Source organism: Clostridium sp. MCC344, from assembly GCF_018785365.1.
In the GTDB taxonomy this organism is placed as follows: Bacteria; Bacillota; Clostridia; order Lachnospirales; family Lachnospiraceae; genus Pilosibacter.
In genome coordinates this window covers 64,120-85,966 of record NZ_WQPQ01000060.1, presented here as the reverse complement: position 1 = coordinate 85,966, position 21,847 = coordinate 64,120, and the positions used below count along the sequence as shown (strand labels likewise).

Sequence of the window (21,847 nt, the reverse complement as noted above, 5' to 3'; positions counted from 1 at the left end):
GGTATGACACTGACCGGGGTGATCCATCCCGCTCACTCCAGAAAATCCAGCGCATCCACCGGCACGCCGTCTTTTAAGAATTCGAAGAACACATTCGTTCCTTCCACCGTATAGTATTTCGTCGGCTCCGCGACATAGCCTAAAAGGTCGCCCCGGTGGACATACTCGTTTTCCACGACCGGGATCTCCTTTAACTGACCGCAGACGGCTGTGTAGCCGTTTCCAAAGTCGAGATCGACATAGTTTCCGATCTCCTCATTCGTCCCCACAGAGACGATCCTGGCGTCCGCAGGGGCCGATACCGGGGTGCTCACCTCGCTCTGGATCACATTTGCCGGGTTGACTTTATACTGGTCCAGCGTCGGAAAATATGTCGTGGTGTCCATGCTGTAGCCGAGAACGATGTTCCCGTTTACAGGCCAGGCGAGCTTGTCCGTATCGGCAAAGTCGAGCACCAGGGACTCCGTGACGGCAGCTCCGGCTTCCGCCATGGAACGATCCGATGCAGCCCCGGCTCCGCCTGCCGCATCCGCAAGACCGGTATCCTCAGAAATGCCCGGGGCAGCGGCAGCAGGATCCGTACCTGTTCCCGCCTCATTTTCCGCAAGCGCAGCATTTCTGCCATCTCCGGTATTTTCCACGTTTCTGGTTTCATCTTTTGATGCCGCCAGTTCCCCGGCCAAAGTATCCCCTCCGGACTCTGCGCCTGCGTTGGAATCCCCCGCGATCACATGGTCCGGATCTTCGATCTCCAGATAGGGACTCTTTTCGATATTTTCTCTCCCTTTCTGGATCCTCACAACTCCTGCTGCCGCAACAATAGTCAGCAGGCCGAGCACGAGCATGACAAGGACAAATTTGTCCCTGAACAGCTGATTTCCTTTTTCTTTCACGTTTATCACCTCGGTTATATTTTTACCCGTGATGATAAAGTTATTCACAAAAGCAAAAAATTCTGCGATAATTCAGCAAGTCTGCACATTTGCCGGACAGACCGCACAAAGCTCACAACAGAACATATGCCCCGGCACATTCCTGCACTGGGCACAGTCGTTTGCAGCATTCTTCAGCTTCGCGCAAACGCGCATCATTAGCACATCGTGCCAGCAGCACGCAATCCTGATAAAAAAGGAGCAGAGTCATTCATGCCAGATCCTCTACTCCGCGATCTTCACGATTTCGATCCCCCGGAAATAATATTTCAGCAGTTCCTGAAACGCACTCCCCTGCTCTCTCTCCATGGCGTCCGCCCCAGCCTGCGAAAATCCGTATCCGCTGCCGATCCCTTTCGAGGATACCCGGATCTTTCCGTCCGCGGAGGAAAAATAAAAGCATGATGACGAAAGTCCCAGGGAATCCCGGACCTCATCTCCCGTATAGTCCATATTTCCGATCTGCGCCCTTTTTACATATCCGGCACTGTCCCGCTCGATGATCTGGATCTTCTCTGCGATCCCGTCCGCAGCCGGCTGCGGTCCGCCGATCCGCCCGATCCTGTCCGCAAACTCGCTTTCCGTGAACGTCCGGACATATAAAAATCCTTCCGTTTCCAGATCCCCCGGACTCTCCACAGAAGAAAGATACGGATACGCCGCCAGCTCTCTCGTCTTTCCTGCCGACGCGAGACAGTAGAACGGCTCGATCAGTTCCCCGTCATACTCCGCGACAAGTCCTTCCGTCTCCCGGACCGCCCTGCGGACCTTCTCATAGTACTCCTCAAAATGTTCGTTTCCCCACTTTTTCTCCATCTCCCGTACACTCAGGCAGTCGATGTCCAACTCTTCCTCCATAAGGTCCCGGTCCAGAGTCCTGCTCCGTTTTCCCCATCCCGCAGCTCCGGCGCCGCTGTCTGTTCCCGGATCGTCCATGTTTTCCCCACCGATCCCGGGATCCACGATCCGGTACACATACGTCCTTGCGAGCACGGCCTGCGCCTTCATTGTCTCGATCCCATATTCCGCCGGGATCTCCGCCGTCACCATCCCCACGAGAAACTCCTCTGTCGGAATGCTCTCCCCCACATCCGTCCGGATCCTGCCTGTCCACGCGAGAGTCGTCACATAGGGGATCATGACCATCGCGAACAGGAGCATAAAAAATCGTTTCATAAAAAATACCCGCCTCATACACCGTGATATTTCCAGTGTATGAAGCGGGTGATTCTTTTATGTTAGTAATATTGTAACTATTCAGTAGGTCTGCGCACTTGCTGCGCTGACCGTAATAAAACATGGGACGGAAGGCAAAAATCCCATCGGCGAAGCCGATCTGGAATGGATTTTTGCTCGTAACCTGCCATGCATCCGAAGGAAATCTCCGGGGGAGGTTTCTGTAGGTGTGAGGGTACTGAACAGTTACGTAATATTTTAAGTGTCGGATTACAGCTCTACCTTGATCTTCTCAAGATGCCAGATATCCCTTACATACTCCTCGATCGTACGGTCGGAAGAGAACTTGCCGGAAGAAGCCGTATTTAACATCGCGGTTCTTGCCCACCACTTCTCATCGCGATATGCCTGGTCGATCTTCTTATGAGCTTCCGCGTAGGAACGGAAATCCTTTAAGATGAAGTAAGTATCCGCGCGGTCGCTGCTCTGGGTATTGAGCAGGGAGTTGTAGATATCGCGGAACAGCTCCGGATCCTGCGGAGAATAGTAACCGTTGATCAGCTGCATCAGCACGCGGCGGATATCCTGATCATTGTTGAAGATATCCATCGGGTTGTAGCCACCGTTGTTCTCAAGGTTGATGATCTCATCTGCGGACGCTCCGAAGATGAACATGTTGTCCTTGCCGACTTCCTCCGCCATCTCGACGTTCGCACCATCCATGGTTCCGATCGTCAGAGCGCCGTTTAACATGAACTTCATGTTTCCGGTACCGGACGCTTCCTTACTTGCTGTGGAGATCTGCTCGCTGACATCAGCGGCGGAGAAGATCAGCTCTGCGTTGGATACACGGTAATCTTCAATGAATACGACCTTTAACTTGCCGCCGATGGACTTATCGTTGTTGATCACGTTTGCTACATTGTTGATGAGCTTGATGGTCAGCTTTGCGCGCTTATATCCGGCAGCTGCCTTTGCGCCGAAGATGAAGGTTCTCGGAACGATATCCATATTCGGGTTATCTTTTAACTGGTTGTAGAGATACATCACATGAAGGATGTTCATGAGCTGTCTCTTGTACTCATGCAGACGTTTTACCTGAACATCGAAGATGGAACGCGGGTCAACGTCGATTCCGTTGTGTTCCTTGATGTACTTCGCAAGACGGATCTTGTTCTGGTACTTGATGTTCATGAACTCCTGCTGGCACTTCTCGTCATCCACATAGACAGAGAGTTTTTTGATATTGGAGAGGTCGGTGATCCACTCGTTTCCAATCTTGTCGGTTACCCAGTCTGCAAGGAGCGGGTTTCCGTGAAGAAGGAAACGTCTCTGGGTGATACCGTTCGTCTTGTTGTTGAACTTCTCCGGCATCATCTCATAGAAATCACGAAGCTCCTGTTTCTCAAGGATCTCTGTGTGGAGCTTCGCAACGCCGTTTACGGAGAAGCTGCCGACGATCGCGAGGTAAGCCATGCGGACCTGTCCGTCGTAAATGATCGCCATTCTGCGGATCTTCTCGTTGTCGCCCGGATATCTCTGCTGGATCTGGGCAACGAAGCGGCGGTTGATCTCCTCAACGATCTGGTAAACACGCGGAAGAAGGCGGGAGAAGAGCTCGATTGGCCATTTTTCAAGAGCTTCCGCCATGATCGTGTGGTTCGTGTAGGCACATGTCTTTGTGGTGATCTCCCAGGCCTCATCCCACTCTAAGTTCTCCTCGTCAAGTAAGATACGCATTAACTCAGCGACAGCAACGGTCGGATGTGTATCGTTTAGCTGGAAGGATGCCTTCTCATAGAATTTATGGATATCGTCATGCTTTTCCTTGTACTTTTTGATGGCACGCTGAACACTGGCAGAAATAAAGAAATACTGCTGTTTTAAGCGAAGCTCTTTTCCGGAATAATGGTTATCATTCGGATAAAGGACTTCAACGATGGTCTTTGCCAGATTCTCCTGCTCAACGGCTTTCTGGTAGTCACCTTTGTCGAACTCGCTTAAGTTGAAGGTGTTCACAGGCTGTGCATCCCAGATTCTCAAGGAGTTTACGACATTGTTGCCGTATCCCACGATCGGAATATCATATGGAACTGCCATAACAGACTGGTAGCCCTTCTGTACAAAATGATTTCTCTTTCCGTCCCACTCAGTCTCAACGTAACCGCCGAACTTGACCTCCGTCGCGTACTCTGCGCGGCGGATCTCAAACGGATAGCCATCCTTTAACCACTCATCCGGAACCTCAATCTGATATCCGTCACGGATCTGCTGTTTGAACATTCCATAACGATAACGAATGCCGCAGCCATATGCCGGATAGCCTAAAGATGCAAGGGAATCCAAAAAGCATGCCGCAAGACGTCCAAGACCGCCGTTTCCGAGTGCCGGATCCCGTTCCTGATCCTCAATGGAATTCAGGTCAAATCCCAGTTCAGAGAGTGCCTCCTCGATCTCCTTCTGCTCACAGAGACTGATGATGTTGTTTCCGAGGAAACGACCGGTCAGGAACTCCATGGACATGTAGTAAACGATCTTCGCATCCTGCTTGTCGTACTCTTTATGAGTCGCGATCCAACGGTCGATGATCATGTCCTTGACTGCAAGTGCGACAGCCTGGTAAACCATAGCCGGAGTCGCCTCGTCGATCGTTTTGCGGTAGATGCTCTTTACGTTGAACACAATGGTCTTCTTCAGTTCATCCTTGTTAATTGTCTGACTCACCCCTAAAGTCCTCCTTTATACTCTCTTAATGGCCGGATCCCGCGCCATGCCTCTTCAGGCCGCGTCTGTGATCCGGTCCATGTGAACCCCTTATTTACAGGAAGGTTCCGCATTGCGGGTCTGTCCATAAATATTGTTCATGAAATCCCCGCGCTGCGGAACTTTTTCCTGTTGTCATCCGTCTATTTTGTCACTTTCGCGACACCGAGTACAACATCTTCACCGTTGATGTTCCACTCTTTTGTATATCCAGTCATCTCGCCGAGCGTGATGCTGTCGGCCATGACTTCACTCTTTAACTCGTCTGCGTACTTCTTGATCAGATCTGCGATCTTCTCATTCTTGTCAACGTAAACGTAGATGTGGTCCATAACCTCGAATCCGGCCTCTTTACGCATCGTCTGGATCTTGCTGACGATCTCGCGGTAGAAACCTTCCTCGAGAAGCTCCGGTGTCAGAGTCGTGTCGAGAACAACTGTCACGGTGTTGTCCGCCTCAGATACATAACCTTCTGTCTGTGCCATGTCGATCAGAAGATCATCCTTTGTGAGAACAATCTCGTTTCCGTCAAAGTTGAAGGTCAGAGCGCCCTTCTCGTTTAACGTATCCATTGCAGCGTTTCCGTCTAACTCAGCGAGAGCTTTCTTGATGTTTCCGAGCTGTTTGCCGTACTTCGGTCCTACGGTCTTAAGCTGCGGCTTGAAGGTGTAGGATGTGAAGTTTCTGACGTCATCTGTGAACTCTACGGACTTCACGTTTAACTCGTCCTCGATGATCTCCTGGTAGAACTCCGGAAGCTTCTCCGGTGCCTTTACGAACATTCTGGCGATCGGCTGACGGTTCTTGATGTTTGCGGTATTTCTTGCCGCACGTCCCATCACAACGATCTTTAATACTTCATCCATCTTTGCTTCCAGCTCGGCATCGATATGTGCCTCATCAACGGTCGGGAAGTCGCAGAGGTGGATGCTCTCCGGAGCCGTCTTGTCGATGGATCTTACCAGGTTCTGGTAGATCTCCTCTGTCATGAACGGGATCATCGGAGCTGCTGCCTTACTGATCGTCACGAGAGCTGTGTAGAGAGTCATGTAAGCATTGATCTTATCCTGCTCCATGCCCTTTGCCCAGAAACGCTCACGGCTTCTTCTTACATACCAGTTGCTCATGTCATCCACGAACTCCTGGAGTGCTCTTGCAGCCTCCGGGATGCGGTAGTTCGCAAGGTCGTCATCCACTGCCTTAACAGTAGAATTTAACTTGGATAACAGCCATTTGTCCATGACCGGAAGTTTATCGTATTCCAGTGTATACTTGGTTGCGTCGAAGTTGTCGATATTTGCGTAGAGAACGAAGAATGCGTAGGTATTCCAGAGAGTACCCATGAACTTTCTCTGTCCTTCCATAACGGCCTTTCCGTGGAAACGGTTCGGCAGCCACGGTGCACTGTTGATGTAGAAGTACCAGCGGATCGCGTCAGCGCCGTATGTCTTTAATGCGTCGAACGGATCAACGGCATTTCCCTTGGACTTACTCATCTTCTGTCCGTTCTCATCCTGAACGTGACCGAGAACGATAACGTTCTGGTACGGCGGCTCATTAAAGAGCAGCGTGGACTCGGCAAGGAGAGAGTAGAACCATCCTCTTGTCTGGTCAACGGCCTCGGAGATGAACTGTGCCGGGAACTGTTTGTGGAAAAGCTCCTGGTTCTCAAACGGATAGTGATGCTGTGCGAACGGCATCGCACCGGAGTCGAACCAGCAGTCGATAACCTCCGGTACACGGTGCATTTCTTTTCCGCAGTCCGGGCAGGTGATCACTACATCATCGATAAACGGACGGTGAAGCTCAACCTCTCCCTTGTCTCCGTCCATCTCTTTGCTGTATTTCTTTACAACATCCTGATAGTTCGGGCTCATCTTCTTTAATTCTTCACGGCTGCCGATGCAGTGCATCTTTCCGCACTCACACTGCCATACCGGAAGAGGTGTGCCCCAGTAACGGTTTCTGGAGATTCCCCAGTCCTGAACGTTCTCCAGCCAGTCGCCGAAGCGTCCTTTACCGATGGATTCCGGAATCCAGTTAATCTTATTGTTGTTGCGGATCAGGTCATCCTTCACCGCTGTCATCTTGATGAACCAGGACTCTCTCGCATAGTAGATCAACGGTGTGTCACAGCGCCAGCAGAACGGGTAGCTGTGCTCGAATGCCGGTGCCTCGAATAACAGACCTTTTTCCTTTAAGTCTTTTAAGACCATCGGATCCGCTTTCTTCACGAATACGCCTGCATACGGAGTTTCCTTTGTCATGTCGCCCTTTGCATCTACAAGCTGTACAAACGGGAGATCATAACGACGGCCTACCTGGGCATCGTCCTCACCAAAAGCCGGTGCAATGTGTACCACGCCGGTACCGTCTGTCAGGGTAACATAATCCGCGCATGTCACGAAGTATGCTTTCTTGTGCTGTTTCTCGCAGATCTTAACTGCGCAGTCAAATAACGGCTCATATTCCTTGTACTCAAGGTCCTTACCGGTGCATGTCTCAAGAACCTCATATGCCGGAGTTCCGTTTTCCTTATCCGCAAGCTTTCCGAGAACGGCATCAAGCAGGGCTTCTGCCATATAGTAGGTATAACCGTCTGCGGCCTTTACTTTTGCGTATGTCTCCTTCGGATTTACGCAGAGTGCCACGTTGCTCGGAAGAGTCCACGGTGTTGTGGTCCATGCAAGGAAATATGCGTCCTCGCCTTTTACTTTGAAGCGGGCGATGGCAGATTTTTCCTTTACATCCTTATATCCCTGGGCAACCTCATGGCTGGAAAGCGGTGTTCCGCAGCGCGGGCAGTACGGAACGATCTTGAATCCCTTGTAGAGGAGTCCTTTGTCCCAGATCTGTTTTAATGCCCACCATTCGGATTCGATATAGTCATCATGGTAGGTAACATACGGATTATCCATATCAGCCCAGAAACCAACGGTGCTGGAGAAATCCTCCCACATTCCTTTGTATTTCCAGACGCTCTCTTTACATTTCTCGATGAACGGCTCAACACCGTACTGCTCGATCTGCTCTTTTCCGTCGAGACCAAGAAGCTTCTCGACCTCAAGCTCTACCGGAAGTCCGTGGGTATCCCAGCCGGCTTTACGCGGAACCATGTATCCTTTCATGGTGCGGTATCTCGGGATCATGTCTTTGATGACACGGGTAAGTACGTGTCCGATATGCGGCTTGCCGTTTGCAGTAGGCGGTCCGTCATAGAACACGTATGGGGTTCCTTTTCTGCGGCTGTCGATACTTTTTTCAAAGATTTTTTCGTCTTTCCAGAATTTCTCAACCTTTTTTTCCCTGTCCACAAAGTTCAGGTCTGTTGATACTTTCTCGTACATGACACATTTCCTCCAATTCTTTTTTTCGCGCGGGGCTTTCTCGTTGCCTCGGCTTCCCTCTGCACTCTCCGCAGACGGTCCCCTGCCGCGCTCTTCGTGTTTTTGTGTGTCGTATGTCAGGTCCGCCCGGCGCCTTTCCGGTGCCGTCGGTTGGTAATAAAGAAATAAAAAAGCCCTGTTCCAATGAGAACAGGGCGAAATAACGCTTTTAACCACCTATTACTGCATACTGACATATGAGTTTCCGTTAACGGCGGAAAAGGCCGGGGATACTTACTTTCCGGGAACACGGTCCGCACCCGGGGTTCAGCTTCCAGCTCGGGAGTGATCTTCCTTTCACGAAAAAGCACCGGGCTTCCATCGTCCCCGGCTCGCTTTGGCTTTCTGCTTGTGAACCTACTGTCTCCGTCATGGCTTTTTTCTATGATCGCCTGCATCTTAGATATACAGACAAATCAATTATAAATATAAGGTATTTAAAAGTCAAGGGAATCCCCCGACTGTTGCGAATTCTTTCCATATTTTCTCTTTGTTCGGTTTTCTTTCTAAGGTTTTTAGTCATATTTTACGTTCTTTTTAATTGATCGTTACTTTTTTAACGTAAAATTTGCCTTTTCGCACAAGAGCTGATATAATCAACTTCAATACGTTTGACAGCCGCGCGTTTCTTTTGGGGTGAACCGTGCTCACGCTGTCGCTATCATCCGGTATGAGTTCCTGTCCGATGCTATGCCGGATCGCTGCGTTCAATATTCCGCGCGGTATCCGACGCGGAGAAACATGAAGGAGAAATATTATGAGCGAACGAAACCTGACGCTGCTTACAGATCTCTACGAGCTGACCATGATGCAGGGTTATTTTCATGCAAAGGATGCGAACGAGACAGTTATCTTCGACGCATTCTACCGCACAAATCCGGACGGAAACGGATTTGCGATCGCGGCCGGCTTAGAGCAGGTTGTCGAATACATTGAAAATTTACATTTTGATAAGGAAGATATCGATTATCTCCGCACAACAGGACTCTTCGGGGAAGATTTCCTGGAATATCTGGCAGACTTCAAATTCACGGGCGATATCTACGCGATCCCGGAAGGAACCGTTGTGTTCCCGCGGGAACCTCTCGTAAAAGTCATCGCTCCGATCATGCAGGCCCAGCTCGTTGAGACCGCGATCTTAAATATCATCAACCACCAGAGCCTGATCGCAACAAAGACTTCCCGGATCGTCCATGCAGCCCGCGGAGACGGAGTTATGGAGTTCGGTTTAAGACGTGCCCAGGGTCCGGATGCCGGAATCTACGGTGCGAGAGCCGCTATGATCGCCGGCTGTATCGGTACCTCCAATGTTCTCTGCGGCCAGATGTTTGATGTTCCGGTAAAGGGGACCCATGCCCACAGCTGGATCATGAGCTTCCCGGACGAGCTCACCGCATTCCGTACCTACGCAAAGCTCTACCCGACCGCCTGCATTCTTCTCGTTGATACTTACGATACCTTAAATTCCGGTATCCCGCATGCGATCCAGGTATTCAAGGAGATGCGCGAAGCCGGAATCCCGCTTACCTTCTACGGGATCCGTATGGACAGCGGCGACCTCGCCTACCTCTCCAAGGAAGCGAAAAAGATGCTCGACGCAGAAGGTTTCACAGACGCTGTGATCTCCGCCTCCAACGATCTTGATGAGAATCTGATCACAAGCTTAAAGAACCAGGGTGCGACCATCAACTCCTGGGGTGTCGGAACAAACCTGATCACCTCCAAAGACTGCCCGTCCTTCGGCGGCGTTTATAAGCTCGCTGCGATCATGGACAAGAAGACCGGCAAATTTATCCCGAAGATCAAGCTTTCCGAGAACGAGGAGAAGATCACAAACCCGGGCAACAAGACGACCTACCGCATTTATGGCAAGGACAGCCACAAGGTCATCGCGGACATTATCTGTCTCGTCGGTGAGACCTTCAACGAGGACGAACCGCTGTTGCTCTTTGACCCGATCGCGACCTGGAAAAAGACACTTCTCGCTCCGGGAACCTACACGATGCGGGAACTTCCGGTCCAGGTATTTAAGGACGGCGAGTGTATTTACCACTCCCCGAAGGTCATGGACATCCAGAAGTACTGTAAAGAGGAACTGAATACCTTGTGGGATGAGACAAAACGTCTCGTAAACCCGCATGAGGTCCATGTGGATCTCTCCAAGCCTCTTTGGGATATGAAACATGAGCTGCTCGATAAATATCATTTCGAGTAATTTCCAGTTCACACGTTCCTCATGACAGCGGCATGCACCGCTGGATCCGTTTAACCATGAAACCATATGCCGCCCGGAGTATTTTCAGTCTCCGGGCATTCTGCAAAAAGAGGAAAATACTATGAGCGCAACAGATATCGCCACATCCGTCGATGTGGACCTTGACTTAATTTATGAACAGACAAAAGCGATCGCCGAGGAGCTGATCAATACCGCCGCAATGAAACCGGGGCAGATCCTGGTGGTGGGCTGCTCATCCAGCGAGATCGCTGCCCACGCAATCGGCTGCTACTCCAGCAGCGAAGTCGGACAGGCTGTCTTTACCTCCCTTTCCCATGTGACAAAGAAACACGGTCTCTACCTCGCCGCCCAGTGCTGTGAGCACTTAAACCGCGCTCTGATCGTCGAGGATGAATGTGCTGAGAAATATGGCCTTGAGATGGTGAATGTAAAACCGCAGTTAAAGGCCGGCGGTTCCTTCTCCACCGCCGCATGGAACGGTTTTGAATCTCCGTGCGCCGTGGAATACATCCAGGCACACGCTGGGATCGATATTGGCGATACCCTGATCGGCATGCACCTTCGCCATGTTGCCGTTCCGGTCCGCACGAAGATCCAGTCCATCGGCTCCGCCCATGTCGTATGCGCGAGAACGAGACTCAAATATATCGGCGGAGAGCGGGCTGCTTACCAGAAATAGAAGTTATAAAAATGATGTAACTATTCAGCAAGCCTGTGCATTTACTGCGCTGACCGTAAGATGACATTGACTTGAAGGCAAAAATTCCATGGGAATTCCCCAACGAAAAAAAATGGTCTTCATCCCGATTCTGGGATGAAGGCCACTTTTTTTTCGACTTTTATTTTCAACTGGTCCGTACTTTTAATAGTTCTCTGCGTGAACCTCAAAATAGCTCTGCGGGTGATTGCAGACCGGACATACCTGCGGTGCTTTTGTTCCGATCACGATATGTCCGCAGTTGCGGCACTCCCATACCTTTACTTCGCTCTTCTCGAATACGGAAGCTGTCTCTACATTTTTCAGGAGAGCACGATAACGCTCTTCGTGATGTTTCTCGATCTCGCCGACCATACGGAATTTTGCTGCCAGTGCATGGAAACCTTCCTCATCAGCGGTCTTTGCGAACTCATCATACATATCGGTCCACTCGTAGTTTTCGCCGTCTGCTGCTGCCGCAAGGTTTGCTGCGGTATCGCCAATCCCTTCTAATTCCTTGAACCACATTTTTGCGTGCTCTTTCTCGTTGTCAGCAGTCTTTAAGAATAATGCGGAGATCTGCTCATATCCCTCTTTCTTTGCTACGGATGCAAAGTAGGTATATTTGTTTCTTGCCTGGGATTCTCCGGCGAAAGCGGCCTCAAGGTTTTTCTCTGTTTTTGTTCCTGCGTATTTGCTCATAAAACTGGTCTCCTTTCAGATCTTAATTTTTATTTTCGGCATTCCCGTATTCAGTCTGCCTTTCTTTTCTTCTGTTTATCCGTACTTTTTTTCAACGGTCATCCGTTGTTTTCCTCATGTCTGTATTCTACCACATCTCTTCTCAAAAGTCAATAATAGTAATTATTACTATTTTATATTTTCTTTACTTTACAAGTATGATTCTTTTGGTCCGCACGGATACGACATTCCGGCCTCCCCCACTGTCTCCGGCTTTCAACCTGTCACAACCTTCTTAGCGATATCCGCCTGGCATGTGCCAAAGTATTTCTCCTTATTTTCAGTCACCTGCAGAACCTGCCGCCGGTAACTCTTTACAGATGCATGGCAACGCAAAAAACTGCGGGATCGCGCGCCTTTTCGCATAATCCTGCAGTCTTTTCTTCATCCATGATACAATTTTTTAACGTACTAGTCCGCGAATAACGGTGTGGAAAGGTATCTGTCGCCGGTATCCGGAAGCAGTGCCACGATCGTCTTTCCTGCATTTTCCGGTCTCTTCGCAAGTTCGATTGCTGCCCATATCGCCGCACCGGAGGAAATTCCCACGAGGACTCCTTCCTTCTTTCCAACTAACTTTCCTGCCGCGAACGCGTCATCATTCTCTACTGCAATAACCTCATCATAGATCTTCGTGTCAAGAACATCCGGAACAAATCCGGCCCCGATTCCCTGGATCTTGTGGGATCCTGCCTTGCCCTGGCTCAATACCGGAGAGCTTGCCGGTTCCACCGCAACGACCTTCACATTCGGGTTCTGTTTCTTTAAATATCTTCCGGTTCCGGTGATGGTTCCGCCGGTGCCGACACCAGCGACAAAAATATCAACCTTGCCGTCCGTATCTTCCCAGATCTCCGGTCCGGTTGTTCTCTCATGAACTTCCGGATTCGCCGGGTTTACAAACTGTCCCGGAATAAAGCTTCCCGGAATCTCCTTTGCGAGCTCCTCCGCCTTTGCGATCGCGCCTTTCATTCCCTTTGCGCCCTCCGTGAGCACAAGTTCCGCGCCGTAGGCTTTCATAAGCTGGCGTCTCTCCACGCTCATGGTCTCAGGCATAACGATAATGATCCGGTAACCGCGGGCAGCCGCGACCGACGCAAGACCGATTCCTGTGTTTCCGGAAGTCGGCTCGATGATCGTAGAACCAGCCTTTAAGATTCCCTTCGCCTCAGCGTCATCGATCATCGCCTTCGCGATCCTGTCCTTTACCGATCCGGCCGGATTGAAATATTCCAGCTTCGCAATGATCTTCGCGTTAAGTCCCTCGGATTTTTCAATCTGTGTGAGCTCTAAGAGCGGAGTCTTTCCGATCAGCTGGTCTGCGGATGTATATATATTTGCCATGAGTTATTACCTACCTTTCATATATGTTAATAGGATTATATTGTAAACATACGGATTTGTCAATACTAAAAAGACTCCGCGCGCCATAAGTTTTATGGCTCACGAAGTCTTTCAATACTTAATGCACTGCCGGCATACCGTTCCATCGTCCATCAGAGGTCACTGTATAGCCATCCGGAGTCACTGTATTCTTCAAAAGTTTTCCCATATCCGGACCAAACTCTGTCTTAAAGTAATACCAGTTTTCTCCGATTTTCTGCCAGCCAGTTATCATCATGCCCTCTAAGGAATTTTGTTCTGTATTCAAATAAAATGTATTTCCTGACGCATCTGTCATCCAGCCTGTTGCCATTCTTCCATTTCCATCAAACCAGAACCATCCATACGGCATTGTCTGACCATTTGCAGATGCCGCAGACAGATATACAAGTCTCCAGCCTCCAACACACTGATTACCGAACTGATCCAATAAGTTCCAGTATGGTGTTCCACTTTCTTTTCGCCACGTTCCTTCCATCACACCTGCCGGAAGGATGTATCCGTGTATCGTCTGCACTGCTCCGGTATATCCAGCTGGAACTGCCGATTTTGCACTTTGTCTGGAATAGCTGTTTCCTCTGCTGCCGGAATGTCCGCCGCCTCCAGTATTGCCTCCATTTCCGGGATCTGGTTTATCTGGCCCCGGATCATCTGTTCCTGGTTTGTCTGTTCCTGGTTTGTCTGTTCCTGGTTTGTCTGTTCCTGGTTTGTCTGTTTCTGGTTTGTCTGTTTCTGGATCCAATGTCAGCCTTGTTCCATCGCTTCTCAAAACATCATATGTCTTTGTCGGCTGAATGCTTTCAACATCTGTCCTGAGTGTTACTTTTCCTCCCTCATTATCTGCAAAAGCACTCTCTTCTACTCCTGACACAAGTTCTGGAAGAGTAATTTCACTCAGACGATTTCCAGCAAAGCTGTATTCCGGAAGTTCAAATGTCTCTTCCGCTCCTGCTACTCTCGCCGCAAATTCCAGAGTTTCCAGCTGATTGTTCATAAATGCTTCTTTTCCGATCTCTTCTGTCTTGCCTGTCAGAATAAGATTCTTCAGCTGGTTGTTCTTGAATGCGCGGTCACCGATATGTCCAGTGTATTTTCCAAGTTCCAGAGTTTTGATCTGATTATTTTCAAACGCACCAGTTCTCACCGCATGCATTAATTCAGGGAACTTCACAGAAGAAAGTTCGTTATCTTTAAATGCATCCTCCTCAATGATCCTTAAACCTGCCTTGTTGATATCATTTAAATTCCAACCAAATTCCTGAAGTCCTGTTCCCATAAATGCACCGGCACCAACAGTCTCAACCTGATCCGGCAGAGTTACTTTATTAATTTTTTTACCGAAAAAGGCAAAATCGCCAATCTTTGTGATTGCTCCGCTGTTTCCAATTGAGTTCGGGATCTCTACATTCTCATCCGCGCCGACATACCGAAGAAGAACATGATCTTTTACAACGAAGCGACCATTTCCGGCCTTCTCTGCGGCTGTACTTCCTGCTTCCTGTCCATTGACTGTGAAGGAGAGCGTATCGCCCTCTTTTATTGCCGGAAGTTCCAGATAAAAGTATCCTGCTTCATCTGCCACTGTTTTTCCGGTGTAGCCTCCTGCTGTCACCTGCACCTCAGCACCCGGAAGTACAAATCCAACCGTTTCCTTATCTCCTTCCAGAACCGGCATTCTGATCTGTGCTTCAAGAAGATAATAGTAAAAGTCAAGCGTATTTTTCTCTTTCAGAGTTAACGTCTGCGATTTGTCTTTACTTACATATACTTTTCCGTTATCTCTGAACGAAGGTGCATTTACTGTGACCGTCTGCCCGATTCTATAGAAATCAGATGCCGGATAATTTCTTGTCATTCCATATGGATTTTCTGTTCCATACTTTAATCCGATTTTAATGACATCCTCCTTATCCTTAGCATTGATCATATTCAGTTCCACGACTGCCGGATTGATCAGATACTGTCCATCTTTTGATTCAAGCACGGAGTTTTCTCCTGTATACACCTTTGCATATTCAAACTGTACACTGGAGGTATTTCCGAATGCTCCATCTTCAATCTCTTCCAGAACATCCGCCTGTACTTCCACTGACTTATTTCCTGCAAACGCTCCTGTCCTGATTGTTAGAACTCCGGGCATTTCTACTTTAAGCGGGCTTCCTGCACTTTCAAATACGGATTTCTCTACAATATGAATGTTCTCCGGCAGACGTACTGTCAAAGAATCGTCATCCATACCTGTCTTCCACTGATATTTAAATGCCCCCTCTTCCAGAACATTCAGGCTATCCGGAAGATAGATTTTCTGAAGATTATTATTTTTAAAGGCATCCTTACCGATTTCTTCGATTCCCTCAGAAATTCGAACAGTACGGAGCCGCTTATCAGCATCCTTTCCGTCTCCTTTAAATGCCTCATTTCCGATTCTCTTCACCGGAACACCCTTAATCTCAGCTGGTACAACAACAGAAGTTTTCTCCCCCTTGTACTCTGTGATCGTCTGGGTTTCCGGATCAAATACAAACTCTTCTTCATCCGTCGGTTTAACATTTCCTGTATCCCCACCAGAGTTTCCTCCATCTACACTGGATTCTGGATTTTTCTCTGCATTCCTCGGATAATACCAGGATGCTTTCATCGCATAAGCTCCCGGAACAGAAAGTGCCGTTGTCTTTGTAAAAGCCCCATCATAGACAAACGATCTTTCTTTCGCCTTATCTGATGCTTTTACGTCATAAAATACACCCATGCAGGAAGCCAGTTCCTTTTCATACTGAACTGCAATATAAACCGGTTCATCCCTCTGGATCCAATATTCTGTCAGATCAATCTTATTCCATTCATTCGGAACAAGATTTTCATATTCTCTGAACGGTGCAAGTTCTCTTAAACGTCCCTGCTTATCATATCCAAGAACCCCAATCTCCACATGATCCCCACCATAATAATTATTATTAACGAGGAAAATATCAGCACTCTTTAGAATTCCTCCTTTATGCGGTGACTGGAACCATACAGCTGCGCCTTTCATTCCACTTGTAAAGTGTACAGTTTGATAGCTTCCTTCGGTTTCTTCCACTACAAAACCGTAATCCGCTTCTTCTTCGGCAAAGTCTCCGATTTCTTTTAAGCGTACTGGATCCACCTGATTTTCACCTTCAGTCAAGGTTACCTTCACTTCCTGCGGAATATAGCCTGTTTTAAACACACGAAGTGTACAGTTTCCGGCATATACACCATTTCCGGTATAGGATCCATTTTTATCCGTCTCAAAGAGCGGAATACTGTCATTTTCCAGGACGCGGACTTTTGCGTTTTCCAACGGATTTCCTGCTTCATCCTCAACAATACCATTAATGACTGCCTTTGGTGCTTCTTTGAGAACAAAGTCAATATTTGGATGCGGATCCTGATTCAGATCTACAGAGATCCTCTGAGTTTCAAACCCATATGCCGAAACTTCCAGTGTATATGGTTTCTCCACATTTACCGCATGATCCAGATGATAAGTTCCATCGATCTCACTGGCATATGTATACTTTCCTGTCTCCAGTACTGTCACTTTTGCCTTCAGCGGAATTTCTGTCACTTCTCCCTGCACAGAGATATTTTCCTGTCCACCGAAAACAGCAGTTTTTTTTCTGATTGCATTTGATCTGGTTGCCGTATTATATTTTCTTACAGCATTTCCACCTGTTGCAATCAACTTTGACGCTTTGCTTCCTGAAAATTCTGAACGCGCTTTGCTCACAAAAATGTTGTCAATAAACCAGCCAAGATCGTAAGAAGAAACAAGATCTGTGCCTGTTGACACGCGGAATCTTACCTGTACAGTTTTGCCTGCATACTTTGACAGATTCTTTGAAAGTGTCTGCCATTCATGCTGCTGCTCTTTTTTCTGCACCTCTTCTCTTGTAAACAAAGTAAACCACTCATCCGTATCAGCTTCCCTGATTTCCACCGTCATGCGGTTGGAACCCACAATACTTTCCGTGGTAAGAGAATCAAAATAGAAATAATCCCCTTCAGAAACCTCAAATTCCGGCATAAGCAGGCAGGAATCCTGCTTTTTGGAAAGGAGTCCATTCGCTGTGGTTCCCCACATTCCGGAGCCGTTCTTTTCCAGGTTTTCCCATACCTGTTTTAGAATGAAATCCATGTATTCATCGTCCGGTCTTTCCGGATGGCTCCATTCCCAGTCATCTGCTTCCCCAGAAAGGATCTCGTAGGTAAATCCCCCGTCATTCTCATCAAACTCATATGATACAGATGTTTCATATGATGATACCTTCACTTTTATCTCATCTGACCATGGCCCTTCCTGCCCACCAAGATCGACAGCCTGGACACGATACCAATATGTTTCTCCTGCCTCTGCGGTATCATCATACCAGAGGATCCGGTAGTGAGTTTTATCTACTCCGTTATTGATGAATTCTTCTTTTGCATCTTTGTCCAGCATTGCGACTTCTTCAAATTCGCTGTCTGCGCTTCTTCGCTCGATCCGGTAATTCTCTACATCCGGTTCTTCTACTTTTACAAAGCTTATGCAAAGTCCCTTCTGATCTACCACAGCTTTCAGTCCGGTAACTTTCTCCGGAATCTCACTTCCAGCGGTGTCAAGTTCCAGATTATCCAGATACCAGCCCACACCACTGTCCGCATCATGTCCAAAGAAATAAAATCTCAACAATAACGGTTTGGAATTTCCAGCATATTTAGAAAGGGAATATGTATTGTGCTCCCATTTCCGTTCCGTAATATCCGGTCGTTTTGTCAGATTATAGACAACTTCCCAGTCATCCTCATCTCCTGTATAAGATGCCTGGATCTCAGAAAGGCTGATTCCCGTAAATCCCACATACATATCTGCTGAGAGGAATACCGGATCCCCCTCATTCATATCAGAAAGGTCAACCGGCGGAAGATATAAATAGCTGTCCACACGCTTTTCAAACGTACTCTGTCCGCCGTCAATTCCAATATATGTATTTCCATCATCCGGCATTTCCGGTTCAGCTGCTGACTCGCGATGGGATAACTTCCAGTTTCCTTCGATCAGAAATCCCTGCATATCTTCCTCAAAATCCTGTTTCCACGGAACTTTAATGCCGGGAAGAATCTGCATCGTCTTTTCGATTTTTGTGATATTATCCGCATAATCCGTAATCTCAGCTCTGAGATTCAATTCTCCTTCTTCCAGGATATCTGCGTCCAGAACTGCTCCATAGATTCCATCATTCTGTTCTCCGTCTGTCAGTTTCAGGGAAATTTCTATCTCATCACCGTCTTGTCCAATCTGATAATACAGGGCTGCCTTCTTAATAGAAACATCCTCTTTTACCTTTACAGACACTTCGACATCTCTTCCCAGATATCCAGAATCATCGCCAATGAACTCTGCACTGCTGGCTCCTGTATCCGTACCCAGCTTCTTTACTGTTCCAGAAATAGAACCGATCGTCTTTCCCTTCAAACGTGCAACTGCATCATATGCATTGATCAGACCATATCCATACCCCATATTGGGTGTTTCCTGATATTTCCGATCTGTCAGCGGCTCTGCAGTCTCCGTGATCACATTTTTGATTTCCCGGACAGAAAGTCCCGGAGCAGCCTGTTTCAGAAGTGCAACTACACCAGTCACATGCGGTGTTGCCATACTTGTACCATTCCAGCTTACATAATTTCCTGTTGCATCCACACTTCTGACCTGTACACCAGGTGCTACAATCTCCGGTTTAATAATTTTTCCTGTCTCATCAAACGCCGACGGTCCCACCAGGGAAAACTTTCCAAGATTCTTATTTCTGTCCACAGCACCTACAGAAAGTACCTCCAGAAGATTTCCCGGGTTTGCGATCGATCCGGGTGCCGGATCTCCAGAAGACTGGTTTCCGGCAGCAAATACCGGAACGATTCCTTCTTCGATCCATGCTTCTGTGATCTCAGAAAACCAGTCATCGTCATCATTGTCTCCCCCCCAGGAGTTATTGATAACGTCCGGCTTTTGCTCCAGCATCCACTCTGCTGCTTCCAGAAGATTCGCGACTTCTCCGCCTTCATCATTCAAAGCTCTCGCACTGATATATTTGGCCCCGGGCGCTACACCGATCTGGTTCAGGTTGTCGCCTTCACGTCCGCAGATCGTTCCGGCTACATGCGTTCCATGATCGTTGACAGAAGATGCCTCCGGTTCCGGGAGATCGTCTATAAAATCCTTATAGTAGCGGTTATCGATCTTTCCCGTCGATTCATCATAACCTTTAAACGCCTTTTGAATTGCTGGAAGATTGTAATTAACACCGGTATCGATGATTCCTACGGTAACGCCTTCTCCATTGATATGGAAATCGTCCCACACTTTATCCGCGTGGACCATAGATACTCCCCATTCAATGTTCTTTTCATCCGGTTCAAAAATTGAATTCCGAACTGAATATGATGCCGTTTCAGGTTCCTCGTCATCTTCGACCGGCTCGACCAATTCAATTTTATTGTTCGGTGTGATCTTTTCCACATTCGGAAGTTCTGCGATCTGCTTTATCAATTCCTTCGATGTGATGATCGCATGAACCGCATTTACAATGTAATAGGATTGATACTCCGTCACAGACTGATCCTTTGTTTTCTGTTCCAGTAGTTCCAGTAGCTCCCTCTGTGCTTTGTTTGCCTTTTCCTTTCTGGAAAGCCCCGTACCATCATCGGAATATGTACACTTGATCAGTATATCGTACGGTGCACTGCCCTTCAGCAGGCTTTCAATTTCTGACAGTACATACTCTGTTTTCTCGGAATCAGCTGCAGCTTTTTCCCCGTATGCACCGTAAGCACTTCCGGAGAATCCCGGAAGTACTGTAGATGCAAGCATAGAAAGTACAAGTGCTTTGCACGTCAGCTCTTTTATCTTTTTTATCATAATAGCCCTCTTTTTTGTTATTGTTCCCCTACTTACGGCATCAGTACAACATGCAGTTCTGTCTCTGTATACCCTGGAAGTTTCAGATAGATCGTTGTCACATACCGGTCATAATCTGTTCCCGGCTTGATCTGCCATTTTAACGTTCCCTCTGACTGATCTGTCGGGAGAAGGACTCTAAAACCATCTGCTGTTTTCTGCACACTCCAATATCCATACTTAGAAGAATCTGTCTCCTTGTCGATCGGTGACGGCACTGTAAAACGCTCTTCCCCTTCGCTCTGCATATCGATCTGAAGTTCATTTTTAATCTTGTCAAGGGTCAGCTCACTGTCATTGATATTGATCTTTATGCTGCTGTACTCATCGTACGGATAAATCGGATAACCATACTTCGTACCATCGTCTGTCTCCGGAATTTCAGCATTTAATGTTTTTGCTTCTGTTTCCTGCTTGTAGGATAAAGTAAGTGTAAATGCCTTTGCTCCAGGAACCTTTCCTGTCAGGGCAACAGAGCCATTTTCATCCAGCTGGTCTTTGACAGCAGCATACGGAATATTGATATATGTGCACATTTCACCATCCACACGCTCTTCTGTCACTTCAATTCCTGTAAGTTCCTGATCATCTGCATACAGCTTCAGCGCATCATAATCTGCTTTTTCAAGACCGATCACTTCTGCTTTTACTGTTGCGCCAGTCTCGATATCTTCATATGCAGTCGGATAAGCATATACGGATTTGCTCGCTTTATAACTTACTGTAATATACTTTGAATGATCTCCTGCATTTACTTCCAGATCTACCCTCTCAGCTGAAGATAAGCTTCCGCTGTCTCTCTTTAAGATCTGCTGTGTAAACAGAGTAATCGTTCCATTCTCCTTATCATAACGGTACTCCACTCCATCTGTATATTCTTTATCAGAATAATCGCCGAGATATGTCACTGTCACTTTTTCCGGGAAATTCATATTTTTTAAAGTAATGACCGGATTTTCGTCATAGTAGTAATCCTGCTGATCCAGTGTCATGTCCGAAGTTTTCTTTTCCTCTACAATGACCTCAGCCTTTACTTCCGGCTTATCTCCTGTAACATTCTCCGGAAGTTCGTACTGTGCCTCAGCGTAATATGTACCTGCTGCCCATGTATTCACTTTCGAGGTCATCCAATCCTCAACATTCACATCAATGCTTTTCTCGTTGCTCAGCAGCAATGTGATCGTATTTGGAAGCGCCTCTAAAATACCAGTTCGGCTTTCCCCATATTTTACAGTTACAGAGTCGATTGCTTTGTATCCCACTGCCGTGATGATCTCCGGCACCTCCGGCTTTTCTGCTACGATAATCGTGAGTGAAACTTCCGGTTTATCTCCCCTTACATCTTCCGGCAGGTCATATCTTCCATATATTTTTACTTCTCCCGGACGATATGTGTTCAGGTATGACGGCCATGTTACATCCACGTCTCTCGTTTCCCCGTTACTTAATTTCAGCGTGAGCTGCTTCGGAAGGCGTTCTAAGACCTGGCTCCAATCTTCACCATATTCCGCATTAACTTCCTTCAGATTTTCGTATCCCACTACTGTTATTTCTTCTGGGGTACCCGGCTGATCT

Annotated in this window: 10 protein-coding genes; 2 read left to right on the top strand and 8 right to left on the bottom strand. The window is 47.8% G+C overall.

Going from position 1 to position 21,847, the window contains the following annotated elements; all coding sequences use genetic code 11:
- Positions 1-32: 32 nt before the first annotated feature.
- The 4 genes from GPK90_RS13965 to ileS all read right to left on the bottom strand — a co-directional run bounded on the left by GPK90_RS13965 (position 33) and on the right by ileS (position 8,218).
- On the bottom strand, positions 33-893 hold the full coding sequence (locus GPK90_RS13965) for a peptidoglycan DD-metalloendopeptidase family protein (protein ID WP_118530554.1): 861 nt from the start codon (positions 891-893) through the stop codon (positions 33-35).
- A 264-nt stretch (positions 894-1,157) separates the two neighbouring features.
- Positions 1,158-2,108, bottom strand: coding sequence for a SpoIID/LytB domain-containing protein (locus tag GPK90_RS13960; protein ID WP_182426771.1), 951 nt, complete (start codon positions 2,106-2,108; stop codon positions 1,158-1,160).
- A gap of 270 nt (positions 2,109-2,378) precedes the next feature.
- Positions 2,379-4,832 (bottom strand): glycogen/starch/alpha-glucan phosphorylase, encoded by a 2,454-nt coding sequence (locus GPK90_RS13955; RefSeq protein WP_215703260.1) that lies wholly within the window; start codon positions 4,830-4,832, stop codon positions 2,379-2,381.
- Between the two features lie 182 nt (positions 4,833-5,014).
- Positions 5,015-8,218 carry an isoleucine--tRNA ligase gene (gene ileS / locus GPK90_RS13950; RefSeq protein ID WP_215703259.1) on the bottom strand — a complete coding sequence of 1,068 codons (3,204 nt, stop codon included), beginning with the start codon at positions 8,216-8,218 and terminating at the stop codon, positions 5,015-5,017.
- 796 nt (positions 8,219-9,014) lie between these two features.
- Between ileS and GPK90_RS13945 the strand changes: the two genes are divergently transcribed.
- On the top strand, positions 9,015-10,472 hold the full coding sequence (locus GPK90_RS13945; RefSeq protein ID WP_215703258.1) for a nicotinate phosphoribosyltransferase: 1,458 nt from the start codon (positions 9,015-9,017) through the stop codon (positions 10,470-10,472).
- 121 nt (positions 10,473-10,593) lie between these two features.
- Complete coding sequence (locus GPK90_RS13940; RefSeq protein ID WP_215703257.1) at positions 10,594-11,172, top strand: TIGR01440 family protein; 579 nt, start codon at positions 10,594-10,596, stop codon at positions 11,170-11,172.
- 183 nt (positions 11,173-11,355) lie between these two features.
- Here GPK90_RS13940 and rbr read toward each other — a convergent pair whose 3' ends face one another.
- From rbr to GPK90_RS13920, 4 genes are all read right to left on the bottom strand, one after another.
- On the bottom strand, positions 11,356-11,892 hold the full coding sequence (gene rbr / locus GPK90_RS13935; protein WP_118298609.1) for a rubrerythrin: 537 nt from the start codon (positions 11,890-11,892) through the stop codon (positions 11,356-11,358).
- Between the two features lie 450 nt (positions 11,893-12,342).
- Positions 12,343-13,275, bottom strand: a complete 933-nt coding sequence (gene cysK, locus GPK90_RS13930; protein ID WP_215703256.1) for a cysteine synthase A — start codon at positions 13,273-13,275, stop codon at positions 12,343-12,345.
- Between the two features lie 118 nt (positions 13,276-13,393).
- On the bottom strand, positions 13,394-20,233 hold the full coding sequence (locus GPK90_RS13925) for a S8 family serine peptidase (protein ID WP_215703255.1): 6,840 nt from the start codon (positions 20,231-20,233) through the stop codon (positions 13,394-13,396).
- Positions 20,234-20,265: 32 nt separating this feature from the next.
- On the bottom strand, positions 20,266-21,847 hold a 1,582-nt coding region (locus GPK90_RS13920; RefSeq protein WP_215703254.1), incomplete at its 5' end, for an Ig-like domain-containing protein.

Coding starts and splice junctions, on each gene's coding strand:
- GPK90_RS13960 (WP_182426771.1), bottom strand. CDS start 2,108: ATGAAACGATTTTTTATGCTCCTGTTCGCGATGGTCATGATCCCCTAT.
- rbr (WP_118298609.1), bottom strand. CDS start 11,892: ATGAGCAAATACGCAGGAACAAAAACAGAGAAAAACCTTGAGGCCGCT.
- cysK (WP_215703256.1), bottom strand. CDS start 13,275: ATGGCAAATATATATACATCCGCAGACCAGCTGATCGGAAAGACTCCG.
- GPK90_RS13940 (WP_215703257.1), top strand. CDS start 10,594: ATGAGCGCAACAGATATCGCCACATCCGTCGATGTGGACCTTGACTTA.
- ileS (WP_215703259.1), bottom strand. CDS start 8,218: ATGTACGAGAAAGTATCAACAGACCTGAACTTTGTGGACAGGGAAAAA.
- GPK90_RS13925 (WP_215703255.1), bottom strand. CDS start 20,233: ATGATAAAAAAGATAAAAGAGCTGACGTGCAAAGCACTTGTACTTTCT.
- GPK90_RS13945 (WP_215703258.1), top strand. CDS start 9,015: ATGAGCGAACGAAACCTGACGCTGCTTACAGATCTCTACGAGCTGACC.